The organism is Gracilibacillus salitolerans, assembly GCF_009650095.1.
Lineage (GTDB): Bacteria > Bacillota > Bacilli > Bacillales > Amphibacillaceae > Gracilibacillus > Gracilibacillus salitolerans.
Genome location: NZ_CP045915.1, coordinates 2,671,619 through 2,687,838, shown reverse-complemented (window position 1 = coordinate 2,687,838; position 16,220 = coordinate 2,671,619). Strand labels below are relative to the sequence as shown.

General features: G+C 34.5%; 19 protein-coding genes and 1 riboswitch. Of the genes, 18 read left to right on the top strand and 1 reads right to left on the bottom strand.

All coding sequences use genetic code 11. The features are described 5' to 3' along the window. Nucleotides 1–90: 90 nt before the first annotated feature. The 14 genes from GI584_RS12675 to GI584_RS12610 all read left to right on the top strand — a co-directional run bounded on the left by GI584_RS12675 (nucleotide 91) and on the right by GI584_RS12610 (nucleotide 11,947). Nucleotides 91–819 carry a segregation/condensation protein A gene (locus GI584_RS12675; protein ID WP_100360316.1) on the top strand — a complete coding sequence of 243 codons (729 nt, stop codon included), beginning with the start codon at nucleotides 91–93 and terminating at the stop codon, nucleotides 817–819. A 21-nt stretch (nucleotides 820–840) separates the two neighbouring features. After that, nucleotides 841–1,422 (top strand): SMC-Scp complex subunit ScpB, encoded by a 582-nt coding sequence (scpB, locus tag GI584_RS12670; protein WP_100360317.1) that lies wholly within the window; start codon nucleotides 841–843, stop codon nucleotides 1,420–1,422. 199 nt (nucleotides 1,423–1,621) lie between these two features. Beyond that, nucleotides 1,622–2,725, top strand: a complete 1,104-nt coding sequence (locus tag GI584_RS12665) for a D-alanyl-D-alanine carboxypeptidase family protein (protein ID WP_153791450.1) — start codon at nucleotides 1,622–1,624, stop codon at nucleotides 2,723–2,725. Next, nucleotides 2,718–3,296, top strand: a complete 579-nt coding sequence (locus GI584_RS12660) for a nucleoside recognition domain-containing protein (protein WP_100360319.1) — start codon at nucleotides 2,718–2,720, stop codon at nucleotides 3,294–3,296. Before GI584_RS12665 ends, GI584_RS12660 begins: the two co-directional genes overlap by 8 nt. A 36-nt stretch (nucleotides 3,297–3,332) precedes the next feature. Beyond that, the gene (locus tag GI584_RS12655; protein WP_153791449.1) at nucleotides 3,333–3,866 is read left to right on the top strand and encodes a spore maturation protein; all 534 of its coding nucleotides are present in this window, start codon (nucleotides 3,333–3,335) and stop codon (nucleotides 3,864–3,866) included. A gap of 100 nt (nucleotides 3,867–3,966) precedes the next feature. Beyond that, a complete protein-coding gene (locus GI584_RS12650; RefSeq protein WP_153792974.1) occupies nucleotides 3,967–4,683 on the top strand; it encodes a pseudouridine synthase in 717 nt (238 codons plus the stop codon). A gap of 67 nt (nucleotides 4,684–4,750) precedes the next feature. Next, entirely contained in the window at nucleotides 4,751–5,341 is a 591-nt protein-coding gene (resA, locus tag GI584_RS12645; protein WP_100360321.1) for a thiol-disulfide oxidoreductase ResA, read from the top strand. 9 nt (nucleotides 5,342–5,350) lie between these two features. Next, complete coding sequence (locus tag GI584_RS12640; protein ID WP_153791448.1) at nucleotides 5,351–6,973, top strand: cytochrome c biogenesis ResB family protein; 1,623 nt, start codon at nucleotides 5,351–5,353, stop codon at nucleotides 6,971–6,973. Between the two features lie 39 nt (nucleotides 6,974–7,012). Next, on the top strand, nucleotides 7,013–8,200 hold the full coding sequence (ccsB, locus tag GI584_RS12635; RefSeq protein WP_325063400.1) for a c-type cytochrome biogenesis protein CcsB: 1,188 nt from the start codon (nucleotides 7,013–7,015) through the stop codon (nucleotides 8,198–8,200). 80 nt (nucleotides 8,201–8,280) lie between these two features. Next, nucleotides 8,281–9,000, top strand: coding sequence for a response regulator transcription factor (locus GI584_RS12630; protein ID WP_100360324.1), 720 nt, complete (start codon nucleotides 8,281–8,283; stop codon nucleotides 8,998–9,000). 2 nt (nucleotides 9,001–9,002) lie between these two features. Further along, nucleotides 9,003–9,184, top strand: a riboswitch (cobalamin riboswitch). A 97-nt stretch (nucleotides 9,185–9,281) separates the two neighbouring features. Beyond that, nucleotides 9,282–9,656, top strand: coding sequence for a DUF4430 domain-containing protein (locus tag GI584_RS12625; protein WP_100360325.1), 375 nt, complete (start codon nucleotides 9,282–9,284; stop codon nucleotides 9,654–9,656). 4 nt (nucleotides 9,657–9,660) lie between these two features. Further along, nucleotides 9,661–10,155: an ECF transporter S component gene (locus GI584_RS12620; protein WP_100360326.1), complete on the top strand. Its 495-nt coding sequence runs from the start codon at nucleotides 9,661–9,663 to the stop codon at nucleotides 10,153–10,155. Nucleotides 10,156–10,275: 120 nt separating this feature from the next. After that, on the top strand, nucleotides 10,276–10,821 hold the full coding sequence (locus GI584_RS12615) for an RNA polymerase sigma factor SigX (protein ID WP_100360327.1): 546 nt from the start codon (nucleotides 10,276–10,278) through the stop codon (nucleotides 10,819–10,821). Beyond that, nucleotides 10,808–11,947 (top strand): GerMN domain-containing protein, encoded by a 1,140-nt coding sequence (locus GI584_RS12610; protein ID WP_153791447.1) that lies wholly within the window; start codon nucleotides 10,808–10,810, stop codon nucleotides 11,945–11,947. The genes GI584_RS12615 and GI584_RS12610 overlap by 14 nt, the downstream gene beginning before the upstream one ends. A gap of 234 nt (nucleotides 11,948–12,181) precedes the next feature. Here the strand turns inward: GI584_RS12610 and GI584_RS12605 are convergent, their stop codons facing one another. Further along, nucleotides 12,182–12,403 carry a ferredoxin gene (locus tag GI584_RS12605; protein ID WP_153791446.1) on the bottom strand — a complete coding sequence of 74 codons (222 nt, stop codon included), beginning with the start codon at nucleotides 12,401–12,403 and terminating at the stop codon, nucleotides 12,182–12,184. A gap of 131 nt (nucleotides 12,404–12,534) precedes the next feature. Here GI584_RS12605 and GI584_RS12600 point away from each other — a divergent pair, with 131 nt between their 5' ends. From GI584_RS12600 to GI584_RS12585, 4 genes are read left to right on the top strand one after another with little or no spacing between them, the layout of a single operon-like run. Further along, a complete protein-coding gene (locus GI584_RS12600) occupies nucleotides 12,535–13,608 on the top strand; it encodes a YpbB family protein (RefSeq protein ID WP_153791445.1) in 1,074 nt (357 codons plus the stop codon). Next, nucleotides 13,601–15,121, top strand: coding sequence for a RecQ family ATP-dependent DNA helicase (locus GI584_RS12595; RefSeq protein WP_153791444.1), 1,521 nt, complete (start codon nucleotides 13,601–13,603; stop codon nucleotides 15,119–15,121). Before GI584_RS12600 ends, GI584_RS12595 begins: the two co-directional genes overlap by 8 nt. Before the next feature lies 1 nt (nucleotide 15,122). Beyond that, nucleotides 15,123–15,713, top strand: a complete 591-nt coding sequence (locus GI584_RS12590) for a CPBP family intramembrane glutamic endopeptidase (RefSeq protein ID WP_153791443.1) — start codon at nucleotides 15,123–15,125, stop codon at nucleotides 15,711–15,713. Beyond that, a complete protein-coding gene (locus GI584_RS12585) occupies nucleotides 15,703–16,191 on the top strand; it encodes a LysM peptidoglycan-binding domain-containing protein (protein ID WP_153791442.1) in 489 nt (162 codons plus the stop codon). The genes GI584_RS12590 and GI584_RS12585 overlap by 11 nt, the downstream gene beginning before the upstream one ends. Nucleotides 16,192–16,220 lie beyond the last annotated feature (29 nt).

The window sequence follows — 16,220 nt, the reverse complement described above, 5'->3', positions numbered from 1 at the left end:
AGATTAATGTATGCAATTTTTTTTTTATGGTATAGGCGTTTATAATAATTAGCCTATAAAATCTGTTATTTTAATGTTGGAGGTATTTATATGCCCGACCATTATCAAGTTAAATTAGAAACGTTTGAAGGCCCCTTAGATTTACTATTACACCTGATCAATAAATATGAAATTGATATTTATGATATTCCGGTCAAAGAGATAACAGCACAATATATGGCTTATATCCATACGATGCAACAATTAGAGCTTAATATTGCAAGTGAGTACTTAGTGATGGCAGCAACATTACTGGAAATCAAAAGTAAGCTATTATTACCTAATCCAACGGTTGAAATTGAGGAAGAGTATGAAGAAGATCCGCGTGAAGAATTGATGCGTCGTCTCATTGAATATCGAAAGTATAAGGAAGCTGCGGAGCATCTTAAAGAAAGAGAAGTGGAACAAAGTCAGGTGCATACAAGACCACCGCTTCAACTAGGGCAGGAAGAACCATATCAATTACCTGAAGGTGCCGCCAATATTTATGACATGATAGAAGCAATTGGAAAGGTATTAGAAAGGCAAAAATGGAATCGACCAATGGAAACTTCCGTTCAACGTCAAGAAATACCAATTGATCAGCGAATGGATGAAATCATGGAAAAAATAAATCAATTCGAACATCCTATTTCTTTTTATCAACTATTCCCAACAAAAACAAGAACGCATATTGTTGCTACATTTATTGCGATTTTAGAATTAATGAAACAGAATAAGATAAATTGCAAACAGGAAAAACAGTTGGATGAATTGATCGTTTATCGTTACGAGTCTTAATGATTGATGGAGGTTATCAAGTTGGATATAAATGATATTAAGGCGATTATGGAAGGTTTAATATTTGCAGCAGGAGACGAAGGGATACATAAGAAAGAACTGCGAAAAGTCTTAGACTTGGATAAAGATATGGCTGACCATTTAATCAATGAGTTAAAGTTTGAATATGAACATGCAAAACGAGGCATTATGTTGATGGAATCACAACAAGTATTATTTCTAACCACAAAGCCAGAGCATAGTGAATATTTTACGAAATTGAAAGAAGCTAAAGTACATGCTAAGTTATCACAAGCTGCGCTAGAAACATTAGCGATAATCGCCTATTTGCAACCGATCACTCGAACAGAAATTGAACAGATCCGAGGTGTCAAAAGTGAGCGCCCATTACAAACCCTTATTTCCAGAGCATTAATTGAGGAAACGGGGCGTAAAGAAGGAGTAGGAAGGCCCATATTGTTTGGAACGACCATTGAATTTTTAACATATTTCGGATTAAGTTCTATTGAGGATTTACCACCATTGCCAGAAGATATTAACGAAATTGATGTAGAACAGGAAGCTGACCTATTCTTCGATCGACTACAAAATATGAACGATTAACCCTGTAGCTTACCAAAGTTACAGGGTTTTACTATGTTCAGTATCCAAAATAAATAAACTGCGACGTAATTCCTCCGTATTCTGTCTACATCACTCTATCTTTTGGAAGTAAGTGGGTTTTGCTTGTTTTGTAGTCATATGCACTGCTTGTCTGCATAGAATGGTACAAACGTATATGCAAAGTGAGATGAGGTGTGTCATGCGACCGTTTATTTATAGTATATGTATTGTATTGAGTTTTGTCTTATTACCACAATCAGATGTAAAAGCAAACGTTCAGGTTTCCGCAGAGAGTGCTATCCTAATGGATCAAGAAACTGGAAGAGTCCTATATGAGAAAAATGCGGACAATTCAACACTGATTGCAAGTATCACCAAGATTTTAACAGCTATTATTGCTATAGAATCTGGGAAACTAGATGAATACGTTAAAATTTCGGACAATGCCATATCAACCGAAGGATCATCCATTTATTTAAATAAGGATGATAAAATTACATTAGAAGACCTTGTTTATGGTTTAATGTTAAGATCAGGAAATGATGCAGCAGTGGCAATTAGTGAGCATGTCGGTGCCAGCCAGGAAGGCTTTGCATACTTAATGAATGAAAAAGCCAAATGGATTGGTATGACAAATAGTCATTTTGACAACCCACATGGACTGGACTCTGATACTCATTTTTCTACAGCCTATGACATGGCACTTTTAACCAAATATGCTATGGAAAATGCTGTTTTTAGAGAAATTTCCGGTACTTCATCTTATCAATCTTCTGCCCGTGATTATGCTTGGATAAATAAAAATAAATTACTTACTCAATTATATGAGTACAGTAATGGTGGAAAAACTGGTTATACACGAGCTGCTGGGAGGACACTTGTATCTACAGCTGAAAAAAATGGACAAACATTAATTGTGGTGACGTTAAATGCTCCTAGTGATTGGCAAGATCATATAAATTTATTTGAATGGGGATTTGAAAAGTTTCCTTTACGAAAATTACAAGATAAATCCACGATGACATTACAAACAAATGAGGAAGATCCCATTACAGCAGAAATTCAAGAACCTATCTACTACCCTTTAGCAGAAAACGAAATGAACAATATTAGTTACAAAAATTATGTTAGTCGCACACCTTCAGATTTTGATAAGATTGGAAAACGAATCTTCTATCTTAATGATAAAGTAATTACGGATACATCACTCTATCTCTATTCTATCGAGGAGACGGAAGATCCATCGTTCTGGACTACTTTTATGGAATACTTAAAACGATTGTTTGGTGATAATCGTGATTAATGTGATATGGGCATTAATGGCGATCATTGGTATTGTTTATGCTATGTTTAATGGAACGATGGAACAAGTAAATGAGGCTTTGTTTGAGGGGGCAAGTGATGCTATTACATTGGTAATCAGTTTATCGAGTGTATTAGTTTTTTGGTTAGGCATGATGAGAGTTGCTGAACAAGCAGGAATATTAAAAGGTTTTGCTAAACTATTCAGACCGATTGTGAAACGATTATTTCCCGACATTCCGGATGGTCATCCTGCAATGGGATATATACTCGCCAACTTTTCTGCCAATTTATTCGGGTTAGGTAATGCAGCTACACCAATGGGCATTAAGGCAATGGAAGAGATGAAAAAAATTAGTAAATCTGATCAAGCAAGTAATTCCATGATAACCTTCCTTGTCATTAATACTTCTAGTCTTACTCTAGTACCAACTACAGTAATTGGTATTCGTATGGAGTATAGTTCAGCAGCACCAACTGAAATTGTAGCAAGTACGATTTTGGCTACATTTATTACTACTGTTTCAGCGATAACGATTGATCGTTTATTGCAAAAATCGCGCCAAAACTGAACATCACCGTGCGGTTAAAAGGAAAGGAGTTTAGACATGATCGAATGGATGACTGTCATAAGTATCTGGTTAGTTCCAGTGACAGTAATGATGATTTTAATTGTGGCTATAATAAAAAAAGTTCCAGCATATGAAGTATTTGTGGAAGGCGGGAAAGAAGGCTTGAAAATGTCGATTTCTCTTCTTCCTTTTTTATTAGGAATGTTAGTTGCTATTGCTATTCTGAGAAGCTCAGGAGCTTTAGATGCTTTTATCGGCTTATTACAGCCTATTCTATCAAAAATTGGAATACCAGCGGAAATTGCACCTTTAGCAATATTACGACCCATTTCTGGAACAGCGGCTTTAAGTGTAACAACGGAGATCATCAAAACTTATGGTCCTGACTCATTTTTAGGCAGGCTGGCATCTACCATGCAAGGGAGTACAGATACTACACTCTATATATTAACTGTCTACTTTGGTGCGGTTGGTATTAAAAAAATGGGGAATGCTTTAAAAGTTGGACTGATTGCCGATTTTATTGGTATAATAGTTTCAGTAATAATTGTCTCGTGGTTATTCTTGTAGTAGCGCCCAGTTGAAGCGCTACTGCTTTTCGTATGTATACGAAATAAATGACATGGTTAACAATGATAACATAAATCTTGAAAGAAAGTGTGAGCATAATATGGAACGACTGCAGAAGGTAATTGCCAAAAGTGGTATCACTTCTAGAAGAAAAGCAGAGAAAATGATCGTTAATGGTCTTGTTGAAGTAAATGGTAAAGTTGTGACAGAATTAGGAACCAAAGTAACAGACCAAGATGAAGTGAAAGTAGAAGGAGTACCGATAGAAAAGGAAAAATTATCATATTTTCTTCTATATAAACCACGTGGTGTGATTACCAGTGTTTCCGATGATAAAAATCGGAAAACGGTGTCCGATTTTTTTGAAGAATATGAAGAAAGGCTTTTCCCTGTTGGAAGATTAGATTATGATACGTCAGGCATATTAATTATGACCAATGATGGAGATTTCACTAATTTATTATTACACCCAAGTCATCAGATTAACAAAGAGTATGTCGTAAAAACAAAGGGAATACCTTCTAAAGAAAAACTACAATTGTTTAAGAAGGGAATCCGTTCTGATGGAGATATATTGAAAGCAAAACAAGTAAAGGTAATGTCAACAGACTCAAAGAAAAATACAGCTATTATTAAAATGGTTTTACATCAAGGTAAAAACCGACAAATAAGAAGAATGTTCGAAGCAATCGGAACACCGGTCCAAAAACTAAAACGGGAAAAATTTGGTTTCTTAACATTAGATGGCTTAAATGCTGGTGAACATAGAGAACTGACACCACAAGAAGTCGCCGAGCTAAAGAAATTGGCCAAGTAATTGTTAAATAACTGTCACAATTTTTGATCATCGTAAATGGTACAATGATCGAAGGGAGTGAGGATCTATGGATAAGATTGAACAGGCGAAACAAAAAAAACAAGTAAAAAAGCGAAATCGTTTTATTTTTCGATCTGCAATATTAGTAGTACTCTTCGGAGCTTTATTGTTTGCAGTTGTTTCTAATTTAACCGCTGAAGAAGAAGCGGCTGTTGATATAAAGGACCAAGCACCAGATTTTGAATTAAATCGCATTGCAAACAATGAAGATACCGTAGAATCATCGCTGCAACTTTCTGATCTTGAGGGTAAGGGAGTTATGCTAAATTTTTGGGCTACGTATTGTGAACCTTGTGAAAGAGAAATGCCTTATATGGAAGAACTGTATCCGAAATATAAAGAGCAAGGAGTAGAAATTGTTGCTGTTAGTGTGGATGCTACAGAATTAGTCATTGATAAATTTGTAGATCAGTATAATTTGTCATTCCCAATACTTCATGATAAAAACAGTCAAGTGCTGGATGCTTATGGTATTCGACCATTACCAACGACTTACTTCATTGATGAGAATGGGGTAGTAGTAGAAAGAGTATTAGGTGAACTTTCACTTGAACGATTAGAAGGCTATTTACAACAGATTGTACCAGAGGGAACGTGAGGGGTTTCAATGAACACAATAAAATGTAGTACATGTGGTCATCCGAATAAAGAAGGGACCACTATTTGCGGAAAATGTGGAAAACCGTTAGATAATGACCAGCAAGGTACATTATTAAATATGCGATATGACGGAAGTGCGATTCGATCCAAAACGAAAAATCGTTCAATAGTAGATAAAACATGGAATTTCTTTTCATCTATTAAAGTAGGTGTAACATTAATTGCGATTGCTTTAGTTGCATCTGCTCTTGGTACGATATATCCTCAGGAAATGTATATTCCACAAAATGTTGATCCTGCTTTACATTATCGGGACCAATATGGATTATCAGGTCAAATCTTTTACCAATTAGGTTTTCATAACTTATACAACTCCTGGTGGTATATGGTATTGATAGCCTTGATCGGTATTTCTATTTTTATCGTGAGTATTGACAGAGGTGTTCCATTATATAAAGCATTAAAAAATCAAGCTATTAAACGACATCCGAATTTTTTGAAAAGACAGAAACTGTTCGGAGAATATACGGACTATCATGCGGAAGATAAAACTCGCTTTATAAACAATCTAAAAAAACACCGTTATAAAATAACAGAAAAAGACGGTCACATACTTGCGGAAAAAGGTAGATTTTCAAGATGGGGTCCATATGTGAATCATTTGGGACTTATCATCTTTCTATTAGGAACACTATTTCGCTTCATTCCATTTATGTATGTGGATGATTTTGTTTGGGTAAGAGAAGACGAGACAGCAGTTATACCAAGTACTAATCAACAGTATTACATAAAAAACGAAGAATTTATCTTTGAAACATATGGTAATGATGATGAAGATGAAATATTTGAGGCGGCATTACAAAATACAAATGGACCTGTACCGAAACATTTTGAAACAAGTGCTATTATATATGAGGATGTGTCCAAAGATGTCATAGGATCTGAGCCGGAATTAAAAGAAGTCAAAAGTGGAGAAATTATTGTAAACGAACCATTGAAAATTGATGGTTTAGCACTTTATCAAGATAGTTATCAATTAAATGAATTTCAGACGATGTCCTTTAAGTTACATGAGGTAGATGAGGAAGAGGAAGAAGCGATTGTAGAATTTACAGTAGATTTAACAGATCCTGAAAGTGAGTATGTATTTGATAATGGCTACCGTATCGAGCTAAATCGTTTTTATCCGGAATATGAATTAAATAATGGTGAGCCGAGGTCAAAATCTAATTATCCTCGAAACCCAGGATTTGTCTTCTTTGTTTATGGCCCTGATATAGAAGAACGGGAAGCAAGCTTTTTAGCGATTGGTCAAAATATCCCTTCAGGTGACAATCAGTATAAGCTAAGTTTAACAGACTTTGGCGTGCGCGATGTCAGCGGACTAAAGGTAAGGAAAGATCTGACGCTTCCTATTATTGGATTAGGGGCATTTATTTTTATGATTGGTGTTGTACAAGGGATGTATTGGCAGCATCGAAGAATTTGGATTCATCAAGCTACAGATAGAATATATATAGCATGTCATACAAATAAAAATTGGTATGGATTAACAAAAGAATTTGAAAAAATTATAGACGGGACATCTTTTACTATGGTTCGAGATCAAGAAAAAAAGAATGATGCGTAACTCATTACCGTTTGAGGTGATGCAAGGAGGAGAAAGTGTATGGATATACTATCTTTAAGTGGAGGCCTATTGTATACTGCTTTTGTGATTTACTTAATAGCAGTCATTTTTTTTGCTGCAACCATTAAGGACAAGCAACATGAAAAACAGTTCACACTTACGAACAAATTAGCGATTGGTACTACTATGCTGGGGTTTATCGCACAAGTTGGATACTTTTTTACTAGATGGATGGCAAGTGGACATGCACCGGTTAGTAACATGTTTGAATTTGTTACTTTTTTCGGTATGATGCTTGTATTGGCGTTTATCATTTTATACTTTATATATCGTATTGAGTTATTAGGATTATTTGCCTTACCTGTCGCATTATTAGTTATTGGGTATGCAAGTATGTATCCAAAGGAAGTTTCACCTCTAGTTCCTTCTTTGAAAAGTCATTGGCTGTACATTCATGTTACGACGGTCGCGTTAGGTGAGGCGATTCTAGCAGTTAGTTTTGTTGCCGGAATTATCTATTTAATCCGTCAAATTAACCAATCCCAAACTACTGCAAAAACTACTTGGTTAGAAATCATTATGTATTCTATTTGTGCAACATTAGGCTTTGTGATTATTACGACGATTTTTTCATCAATGGATTATAACGCAACATTTTCTCATGTCGTTGATGGAGAAGAAATAACATTAGACTATCAACTACCAGCTTTGTTTGGTCCGGAGAATGGTGAACTAATAACAGAAGATAAGATAGATGCTGTTTTTACTGCACCAGGATGGTTGCATGGTGCAGAAGCGCCTCGTAAATTGAATACATTAGTATGGTCCTTAACTGTTGGTTTATTATTATATTTGATAACGAGAGCTGTATTGAGAAAAAGAGTGGCTGCAGCGATCCAACCATTACTAAAAAAAGCAAACCCGGAATTATTGGATGAAGTATGTTATCGAGCAGTTGCCATTGGATTTCCGGTATTTACTCTAGGTGGATTGATTTTTGCTGCCATTTGGGCACAAGAAGCATGGAATAGATATTGGGGTTGGGATCCAAAAGAAGTATGGGCACTCATTACTTTCTTTTTCTATGCTATTTTCTTACACCTTCGTTTATCACGAGGATGGCATGGGGAGAAATCAGCATGGTTAGCTGTTATTGGATTTGCTATCATTATGTTTAATTTAATTGTTGTTAACCTAGTGTTAGCAGGTTTACATTCTTATGCCTAAAAGTTTTTACAGAAAGTACAAGTGATATTTGTCTCTTGTGCTTTTTGCCTATATACTATGAAGAGATAGGGGGGAGAAGAATGGAACAGGAAACGAAAAAAATTCTTGTTGTTGATGATGAAGATAGAATTCGACGTCTATTAAAAATGTACCTTGAGCGTGAAGGTTTTGAAATTGATGAAGCAGAAGACGGGGAACAAGGTTTAAAATTAGCTATGACGGAAGATTATGAGGTGATCTTGCTTGATCTGATGATGCCTGGAAAAGATGGGCTAGAGGTTTGTAAAGAGCTTAGAACCAAAAAGACGACACCTGTGATTATGCTTACTGCTAAAGGTGAAGAGTTAAGTCGAATTCATGGTTTTGAAGCCGGAACTGATGATTACATTGTGAAACCATTCAGTCCACGTGAAGTGGTGTTAAGAGTAAAAGCATTATTAAGAAGATCCACAAGTTCTAATACGATACATACATCTAACCGGTCAAAAGATCTAATTGAATTTCCGCACCTACTAATTGATAATGACGCACATCGAGTTTTAGCAGATAATAAGGAAGTTAATTTAACACCAAAAGAGTACGAACTGCTCTTGTTTTTAGCAAAATCACCTGATAAAGTTTTTGAACGAGAAGAATTACTTAAAGAGGTATGGAAATATGAGTTTTTTGGTGATTTAAGAACAGTAGACACGCATGTAAAACGATTAAGGGAAAAACTAAGCAAAGTATCCACAGATGCCGCAAAAATGATTGTTACGGTATGGGGTGTCGGTTATAAATTCGAAGTAACACAAAACTAATAGAATATGGTGTGTTTAATGGTGTATTGCTTAAAAGGGAATTTGGTGTAAATCCAGAACTGTCCTCGCAACTGTAAGTGTAACGAAATAGCTTATGTCACTGTACGGAGAATTTACGTATGGGAAGACGCTAGAGTAGAATAATACACAAAGTCAGGAGACCTGCCATTAAACATTTATTCATGCTTCGAGGATTAAGCATGTGGAGTGTTGTATCAACTTAATACATACATTAACATAGCTTTTATCCTCAACATTACAAAATTGAGGAGAATGAAAACATGAAACAAATCAAAAAAATATTTATTATTACTATTTTAGCGATAGTAATGACAGCTTGTGGAAATACATCAGCGACAGATGAGGAAGTATCTATCTCATTAACCATTACAGATCAAACAACAAATACAACGATCAGCGATGATGATTTTACTGTTCAATCAGGAACACCCTTACTAACTATCTTGGAAAACAATTATGATGTGAAAGTAACTGACGATGGCTTTCTGACTGCCATTGAAGGTTATCAGCAAGACACTGATGAAAGCATCTTCTGGACATATGAAGCAAACGGCGAAATGGTAAATGAGGGAATTGCTGATTATGAAGTAGAGGATGAAGATCATATAACCTTTGATCTTCAAGTAATAGAGTGATACGTTGAGTACCTATAAACTTACACTTATATCACTGATAGCAGCTGTTTGTGTTATAGGAAGAATAGTATTCCAATTTATACCAAATATACAACCTGTAACTGCCATTATAATCATTACTGGTGCATTAGTAGGTGTATTACCAGCTATTTGTATCGCCATAGTGACAACCTACATTACAAATCTCTTTTTAGGTATGGGGATTTGGACGATTTGGCAAATGATTGCATGGGCGGTAATAGGAGTTATAGCTGGAATTATAGGAAGATATAACAGAAAAAAACGCAAGTTCTTGTTAACTATTTTTGCATTTGTGTCAGCATTTATTTATGGATTGATTGTCAATTTAGGTACTTTCACGTTTGCTGGCAATTTTGTCGCTTACTACTTAGCTGGTATCACCTTTGATATCGCTCATGCAATTGGAAATGTTATATTTATGATCCTTTTATATCCGATATTAGTGAGAGTATTTCAGCATACTAACCGTTTATTTTGATAAATTACTACCACAGTATTGATTGCTGTGGTATTTTAGTTTTGTATAGATATTTTAAAGAAGAAGTGTAACCTTTCAATATAATTTTCGACAAATAGTATAAGGTAAGGGGGTCTTGAGGTGAAGACCACTTTTGAGGAACTATATGACAATTATCATCATGATTTATTTCAATTTATATTTTATATGGTAAAAGATAAACAACAAACAGAAGATATTGTTCAGGAAGTCTATATAAAGGTCTTACGTTCGTATCAGAATTTTAAAGGTGAAAGTTCGGAAAAAACATGGCTTTTTTCGATTGCAAGGCATGTCACTTTTGATTATTTTCGCCAGTTAAAAAGAAAAAGAAATAAATTCTTAGAATTCTTTAATTGGGGAGAAGAAGGAGAGCAACTTAAATCTGATCATCAGGAACCAGAAGAATATGTAATGTTAGATGACCAAATGAAGCAGATTTACAATTGTATGGAACGCTGTACAAATGATCAAAAACAAGTCATTATATTACGTTATATCCAAGATTTTAATATAAAAGAGACGGCAGAAATATTAGATTGGTCTACGAGTAAAGTAAAAACTACTCAGCATCGTGCACTAAATGTTCTAAAACAATGTATGGTGACCTCGTTTAGAGAGGAGGAAGGCTATCATGAAGAATCATAAGTTAAATGATGAACAGATAAAAGAACAACTACGTAAATTACCTAAAATGGAAGATAAACGTACTAAAGAGGAGATTTATAGTCAAATTGAATCTAAAATGAATCAAGATAAAGTATCTTCTCAGAAAAAACGATCATTTGTTTGGATCCCGATGGTTGCAACTGTTTGTGCAGCATTGTTAATTTTCGTCATTATACAGGGGCAAGACTTCTCAAGGAGTTATGATCAATCATCTTCTGATATGGCTGATGAATCAAACGTGGATACTTTTGATAATAGTGATGGTGAAACATCAATAACAGAAGAAGCAGATATTTATAACAAAGCGGAATTGCAAGACAATATAAATGAAGAATATCGTTATCTAATTGATATGGAAGATGCACAATCCGCAAGTTATATGGCGTTTCTGACAGAACAAGCACAACACATTGTTCCAATTACCATCTTGAACAGTAACTTTTCTTATCGTCAAATTAACGAGTATATTGATTTAGAAGAAAACGGCTTGTATGATATCGGAATACGTGATATACAATTTGAAAGAGATCAGCAAGAAGTAAGTGCAACATTTACAGATTCCTTTGCATTGCAGCCTAGTGGAAGTAATTACAGCAGTTTCGAAAAGGTTTTAATGTTTATGTTTCGACCATTAGGGATTGAGGAAGTTCAATTTGAGAATCATCATCCTATTTTAAATGAAGGAGCTATGAACAATAACCTTTACCCACTAAGTTCAATAAAACAAATACCTTATAAAGTATATCAATACAGTGAAGGGTCTGATTTATTGCTTGCTGCCAAAACCGACGGTACATTTAAGACGCTAACTGCTGCTTTAGAAGAAATGAAAAAACCGGCACCGGAATTTAATGTGCAGTCTTCCATACCGGAAGATACGGTGATTGAGACGGAAGATCATACGGCTGATGAGGTATTTGTTTCGCTGTCATCTGACCAAATTGGAGAGAATCAACGTACTGTTCAAATGATTGAAGCGATACTAGCTAGTGCAGCCACTTATGGATATCAGGAAGTGCTTTTTAGTATCGGTATCGACCAAATTGGTAGGTATGATTTAACAGAACCAATTCAAACTACCGATCAAATTAATATTATTCAGTAAATTGTAGTAATAAAATATACTTTTCAAAGCTAAGTCCCTAATTAGAGGCTGTAAAAAGCAACTCATTTTCCTGAGAAAAACCAAGCATTATCCACCCAATCCTTATTCGCACTAGATAAAAACTGCGAACTAATGAAATAAATTTTGAATGAAGCTTTCCTCCATTTTGGTTATAGATAATTTTTATATGTTTGGGTTCTATACAAAAAACAAAGAATAGGGTTGTAACACTCCCTATTCTTTGTGGTCTATTTTTACTGATTCTGTTGGACAGCTTTCGTGTGCATCTAAAAGATCTTCTTCGGAATCAAATGGCACTGCTTTCTCGCCTTTGTTATTATCGAGTTTGCTGTATGCGACACCTTCGTCGTCATAATCAAATAGATCAGGAGCGGTTGCACCACATACTCCGCATGCAATACATGTTTCTTTATCTATCCACGTATAATATGGCATCAATCGCCACTTCCTTTACTTTCTTAATTCTAGTTATAAGATTATCAAATACTTTCGTAAGTTACAATGATGTTGTATTCAAATCTCAAAATAATTGTTAAAATATATATAGTTTAAATTGAGGTGTTCACATGTTTGAAAGTATATTATTAGATAGTATCATAAAGTTAAATGGTGAACGAACAGTATATAATATTTTTCACTTGTTAACAGCGAAGAAATCTACTCAAACGATACAAGATAGCAACTTATTTGGTTTAACTAACTATTTCGGCGTATATAAAGCATTAACGAGAGAAAGATTCAATAAGGAAATCCAACGATTAAGTCATGAGCAACTGATTACATTAAATCATGATCATCAGACCGTACATATTACTGATAAAGGACAGAATTATTATCATATGCTTAAAGAAAAAGAGGAGCAATATATCCATCTAAACGGTCTGGAATTTCATCAAACAGCAGCTCTATTTTCAAAAAATTTACTACTATTTATTCAAACCTTGACTCACTTACATCAGAAAGAACAACGGTTTATACCAATCATAGATAATGTCGAAACCCAGCAATTTGTAAAAAAAGTATGGAACAAACAACAGCAACTTGGTACAGACAGAATATTGAAGTGTATTTATCAAGATTTAGTCATTATATTAGAGACTTTTCCAGACAGTCATGCAGAGGTGTTTGTTGATAGTTTAACCTCATTAAAAAAAGTAGGGCTTAGCAGATACCAGATTGCTAAGAAATATCAAATGACAACTCATGATGTTTATTTGTCTTTCATGAACATTACTCACGCTATATGTAAAGCAATTGAAACGAACCGCAATCTTACGTTTCTGCCACATTTGTATCCTGTTCATAAAAATAATATGTTATTAAGTGATTCAACAAATCGGACATTCTATTATTTGCAACAAGGACTATCAATTGACGAAATTGCTAATGTTCGCAATTTAAAAGGAAATACAATAATGGATCATATAGTCGAAATCGCATATATTTACAAGGAATTGAATTGGTCCGAATATATTACTGATCAACAATATCAATTGGTTAGCAATACATTAACAATGCAGCAATCGAAAAAATTAAAGGATATCAAGAATGAACTTCCAGAATCGATTAGCTATTTTCAAATTAAACTGGTGATAGCCTTAGGTAGGCAAGAGAATATTAGGGGGAATCATTATGTCTAAACCACAACTAGAACAGTATTTACAAGCCTATTTTGGTTTTTCGACATTCCGACTAGGGCAAAAAGAAATAATAGAGGCTGTTCTGAATAAGCGTAATGCCTTTGCAGTCTTGCCAACCGGAACAGGTAAATCTATTTGCTATCAATTACCAGCCATGATGTTATCAGGAACCGTAATTGTTGTATCACCTTTACTATCATTAATGACTGATCAGGTAAAACAGCTAAAGGCCACTGGATTTAAAAAGGTAGCTGCGCTAAATAGTATGCTGTCCTATCAAGAAAGAGAAACACTCTTACAACAAATGGGCTCCTATAAATTACTATATTTGTCACCGGAAATGCTTCAGAGTAAGCGGATACTATCTAGAATAAAATCTCTCAAGATTAGCTTATTTGTAGTCGATGAAGCCCATTGTATATCACAATGGGGTCACGAATTCCGCCCAGATTATCTAAGAATAAAGCATGCTCACCAATTATTAGATAAACCACCATTACTAGCACTTACAGCAACAGCAACACCTGATGTCCAACAAGATATTATGGAAGCATTACAAATACCTGATGTAGAAAAATTCATCTACCCAATGGATAAGCCTAATATCTCTTTGGTAGTGGAACAGGTAAATCATTTGAAGGAGAAGGAAGATAAACTTGTAGAGATAATCCAGCACTTCACTGTACCTTCCTTAATTTATTTTTCCAGTAGAGAAGAAGCGGCAAGAGTAGCAGCGATATTGCAAGCAAAAGTACATGATCGCAATATCGCTTATTATCATGGAGGCTTAGATAATCAGGATCGTTTGTTGATTCAACAACAATTTATGAACAAGCAATTGGATGTAATTTGTTGTACAAATGCTTTTGGAATGGGCATTAATAAGAAAGATATCCAATTAGTGATTCATTATCATTTTCCATCTCAAATCGAATCATTTATACAGGAAATAGGTAGAGCAGGAAGAAATGGTCAGGAATCTGTTAGTGTAACACTCTATCATGAGTATGATCACATCATTCCACAACGGTTACTCGATTCAGAATTACCTGACATGGGTGTTATTAAGCAAATGTTACGTCAGATTTACAATAATGATGTTTCTGTAGAAGATTTGAAAGAGGAGTTTATGTTGAAAGCCAATGATGTAGAGCCTTATTGGAGGTTTTTTCGATACCAAATAGAAAAACTTAAGATAGTAGAAAATGAACGATTTAATATAGCAAAGATTCCATATCAGGATGCTGTTATTACATTGCAAGAAACAATAGAAAAACGTTATAAATACAAATATAATAAATTAAAAGAAATGTTACAATGGCTTCATACTACAGGTTGTAGAAGAAAAGCACTGTTTACACACTTCCAGGATCATATTCAAAAACCGACGAATATGTGTTGTGATTATTGTGACTTTCAATGGGAGAACTGGCGGCCAATTTTTGAACAGAGTAATCTTAGTAATCAAGATTGGCAAACCAGTTTGAAAGAGATATTATATCAAGGAGAATAAGATGCATAAAAAAAGCCAAGCAGAACTTATCAAACTACTATCAAGTAAACAATTGAAACAACAAGTATGGATATCTCAAGGGTTATTAGCGCTGTTAGCAATTATTTTAGCTTATTTTTTATTAGATGATCAGCAAGCCATATCTTCATTATTCTTTTGGGATTTTTACGATTGGTTCATATTTGGTGTTTTGTCCGCTTTTGTATTAGTGTTACTGGATTTACTATTAATGAAATTCTTTCCGAAAAAATGGTGGGATGATGGCGGTATTAATCAGAAAATATTCGAAGAAGGAACTTACATCGAAATCATTTTATTATGTTTCTTCATTGCTTCAGTGGAAGAGTTGCTATTTAGAGGTGTTATCCAAACAAATTTTGGTATACTGATAGCAAGTATACTTTTTGCAGTCGTTCATATTAGATATTTATCAAAAGTGGTACTTTTTATTGCGATTATTGGATTGAGTTTTTGGATAGGTTTTGTTTTTCATTGGACAAGCAATCTTAGCGTTGTCATCACACTACATTTTCTTGTGGATGTTATATTGGCTTTGTTAATTAGGACAGGGAGGTTTCGCCATGCATCATGATCAAAGAGATGACCAGGCTGCATCTTTAAGAAATCAAGTTGAACAGCAACAAACGAACTACGATGATGTACATTCATTACCTCCTAGGAGTGAGGTGCATCAGAGTAGAAAAACGAAGTCTAAATGGAAAATATCTTTTCCATTCATACGCTTTATTTTAATATTGTTTATTGTGATCATACTCTTATTATTAACAGTTAATCTTTGGGGCGAAGAATATTTATCATCAGCAGAACCTGAGGAAGGTGATCACATTGCTGAACAGGTATACATTAAAGCGAATTCCTCTGATAAGGGGGAAGTAAATGATTCGGATATTATTATTCATGAAGTAGAACGAATGGATACGTTATTTTCTATTTCTGAAAAATATTACAGGAATACAAACTTTGTAAAACATATTATGGATGCCAATATAATAAAAAATAATTTAATCGTTGGTGAAGAAATTGTTATTCCAATTGTTGAAGAAAATTAATTCCTTAAATTAGCGAAAAATCATATAAC

Bases quoted from the DNA above. Each gene is read 5' to 3' on its own strand.
- GI584_RS12675 (WP_100360316.1), top strand. From the start codon at position 91: ATGCCCGACCATTATCAAGTTAAATTAGAAACGTTTGAAGGCCCCTTA.
- GI584_RS12665 (WP_153791450.1), top strand. From the start codon at position 1,622: ATGCGACCGTTTATTTATAGTATATGTATTGTATTGAGTTTTGTCTTA.
- GI584_RS12655 (WP_153791449.1), top strand. From the start codon at position 3,333: ATGATCGAATGGATGACTGTCATAAGTATCTGGTTAGTTCCAGTGACA.
- GI584_RS12650 (WP_153792974.1), top strand. From the start codon at position 3,967: ATGGAACGACTGCAGAAGGTAATTGCCAAAAGTGGTATCACTTCTAGA.
- resA (WP_100360321.1), top strand. From the start codon at position 4,751: ATGGATAAGATTGAACAGGCGAAACAAAAAAAACAAGTAAAAAAGCGA.
- GI584_RS12640 (WP_153791448.1), top strand. From the start codon at position 5,351: ATGAACACAATAAAATGTAGTACATGTGGTCATCCGAATAAAGAAGGG.
- ccsB (WP_325063400.1), top strand. From the start codon at position 7,013: ATGGATATACTATCTTTAAGTGGAGGCCTATTGTATACTGCTTTTGTG.
- GI584_RS12630 (WP_100360324.1), top strand. From the start codon at position 8,281: ATGGAACAGGAAACGAAAAAAATTCTTGTTGTTGATGATGAAGATAGA.
- GI584_RS12625 (WP_100360325.1), top strand. From the start codon at position 9,282: ATGAAACAAATCAAAAAAATATTTATTATTACTATTTTAGCGATAGTA.
- GI584_RS12610 (WP_153791447.1), top strand. From the start codon at position 10,808: ATGAAGAATCATAAGTTAAATGATGAACAGATAAAAGAACAACTACGT.
- GI584_RS12605 (WP_153791446.1), bottom strand. From the start codon at position 12,403: ATGCCATATTATACGTGGATAGATAAAGAAACATGTATTGCATGCGGA.
- GI584_RS12600 (WP_153791445.1), top strand. From the start codon at position 12,535: ATGTTTGAAAGTATATTATTAGATAGTATCATAAAGTTAAATGGTGAA.
- GI584_RS12595 (WP_153791444.1), top strand. From the start codon at position 13,601: ATGTCTAAACCACAACTAGAACAGTATTTACAAGCCTATTTTGGTTTT.
- GI584_RS12590 (WP_153791443.1), top strand. From the start codon at position 15,123: ATGCATAAAAAAAGCCAAGCAGAACTTATCAAACTACTATCAAGTAAA.
- GI584_RS12585 (WP_153791442.1), top strand. From the start codon at position 15,703: ATGCATCATGATCAAAGAGATGACCAGGCTGCATCTTTAAGAAATCAA.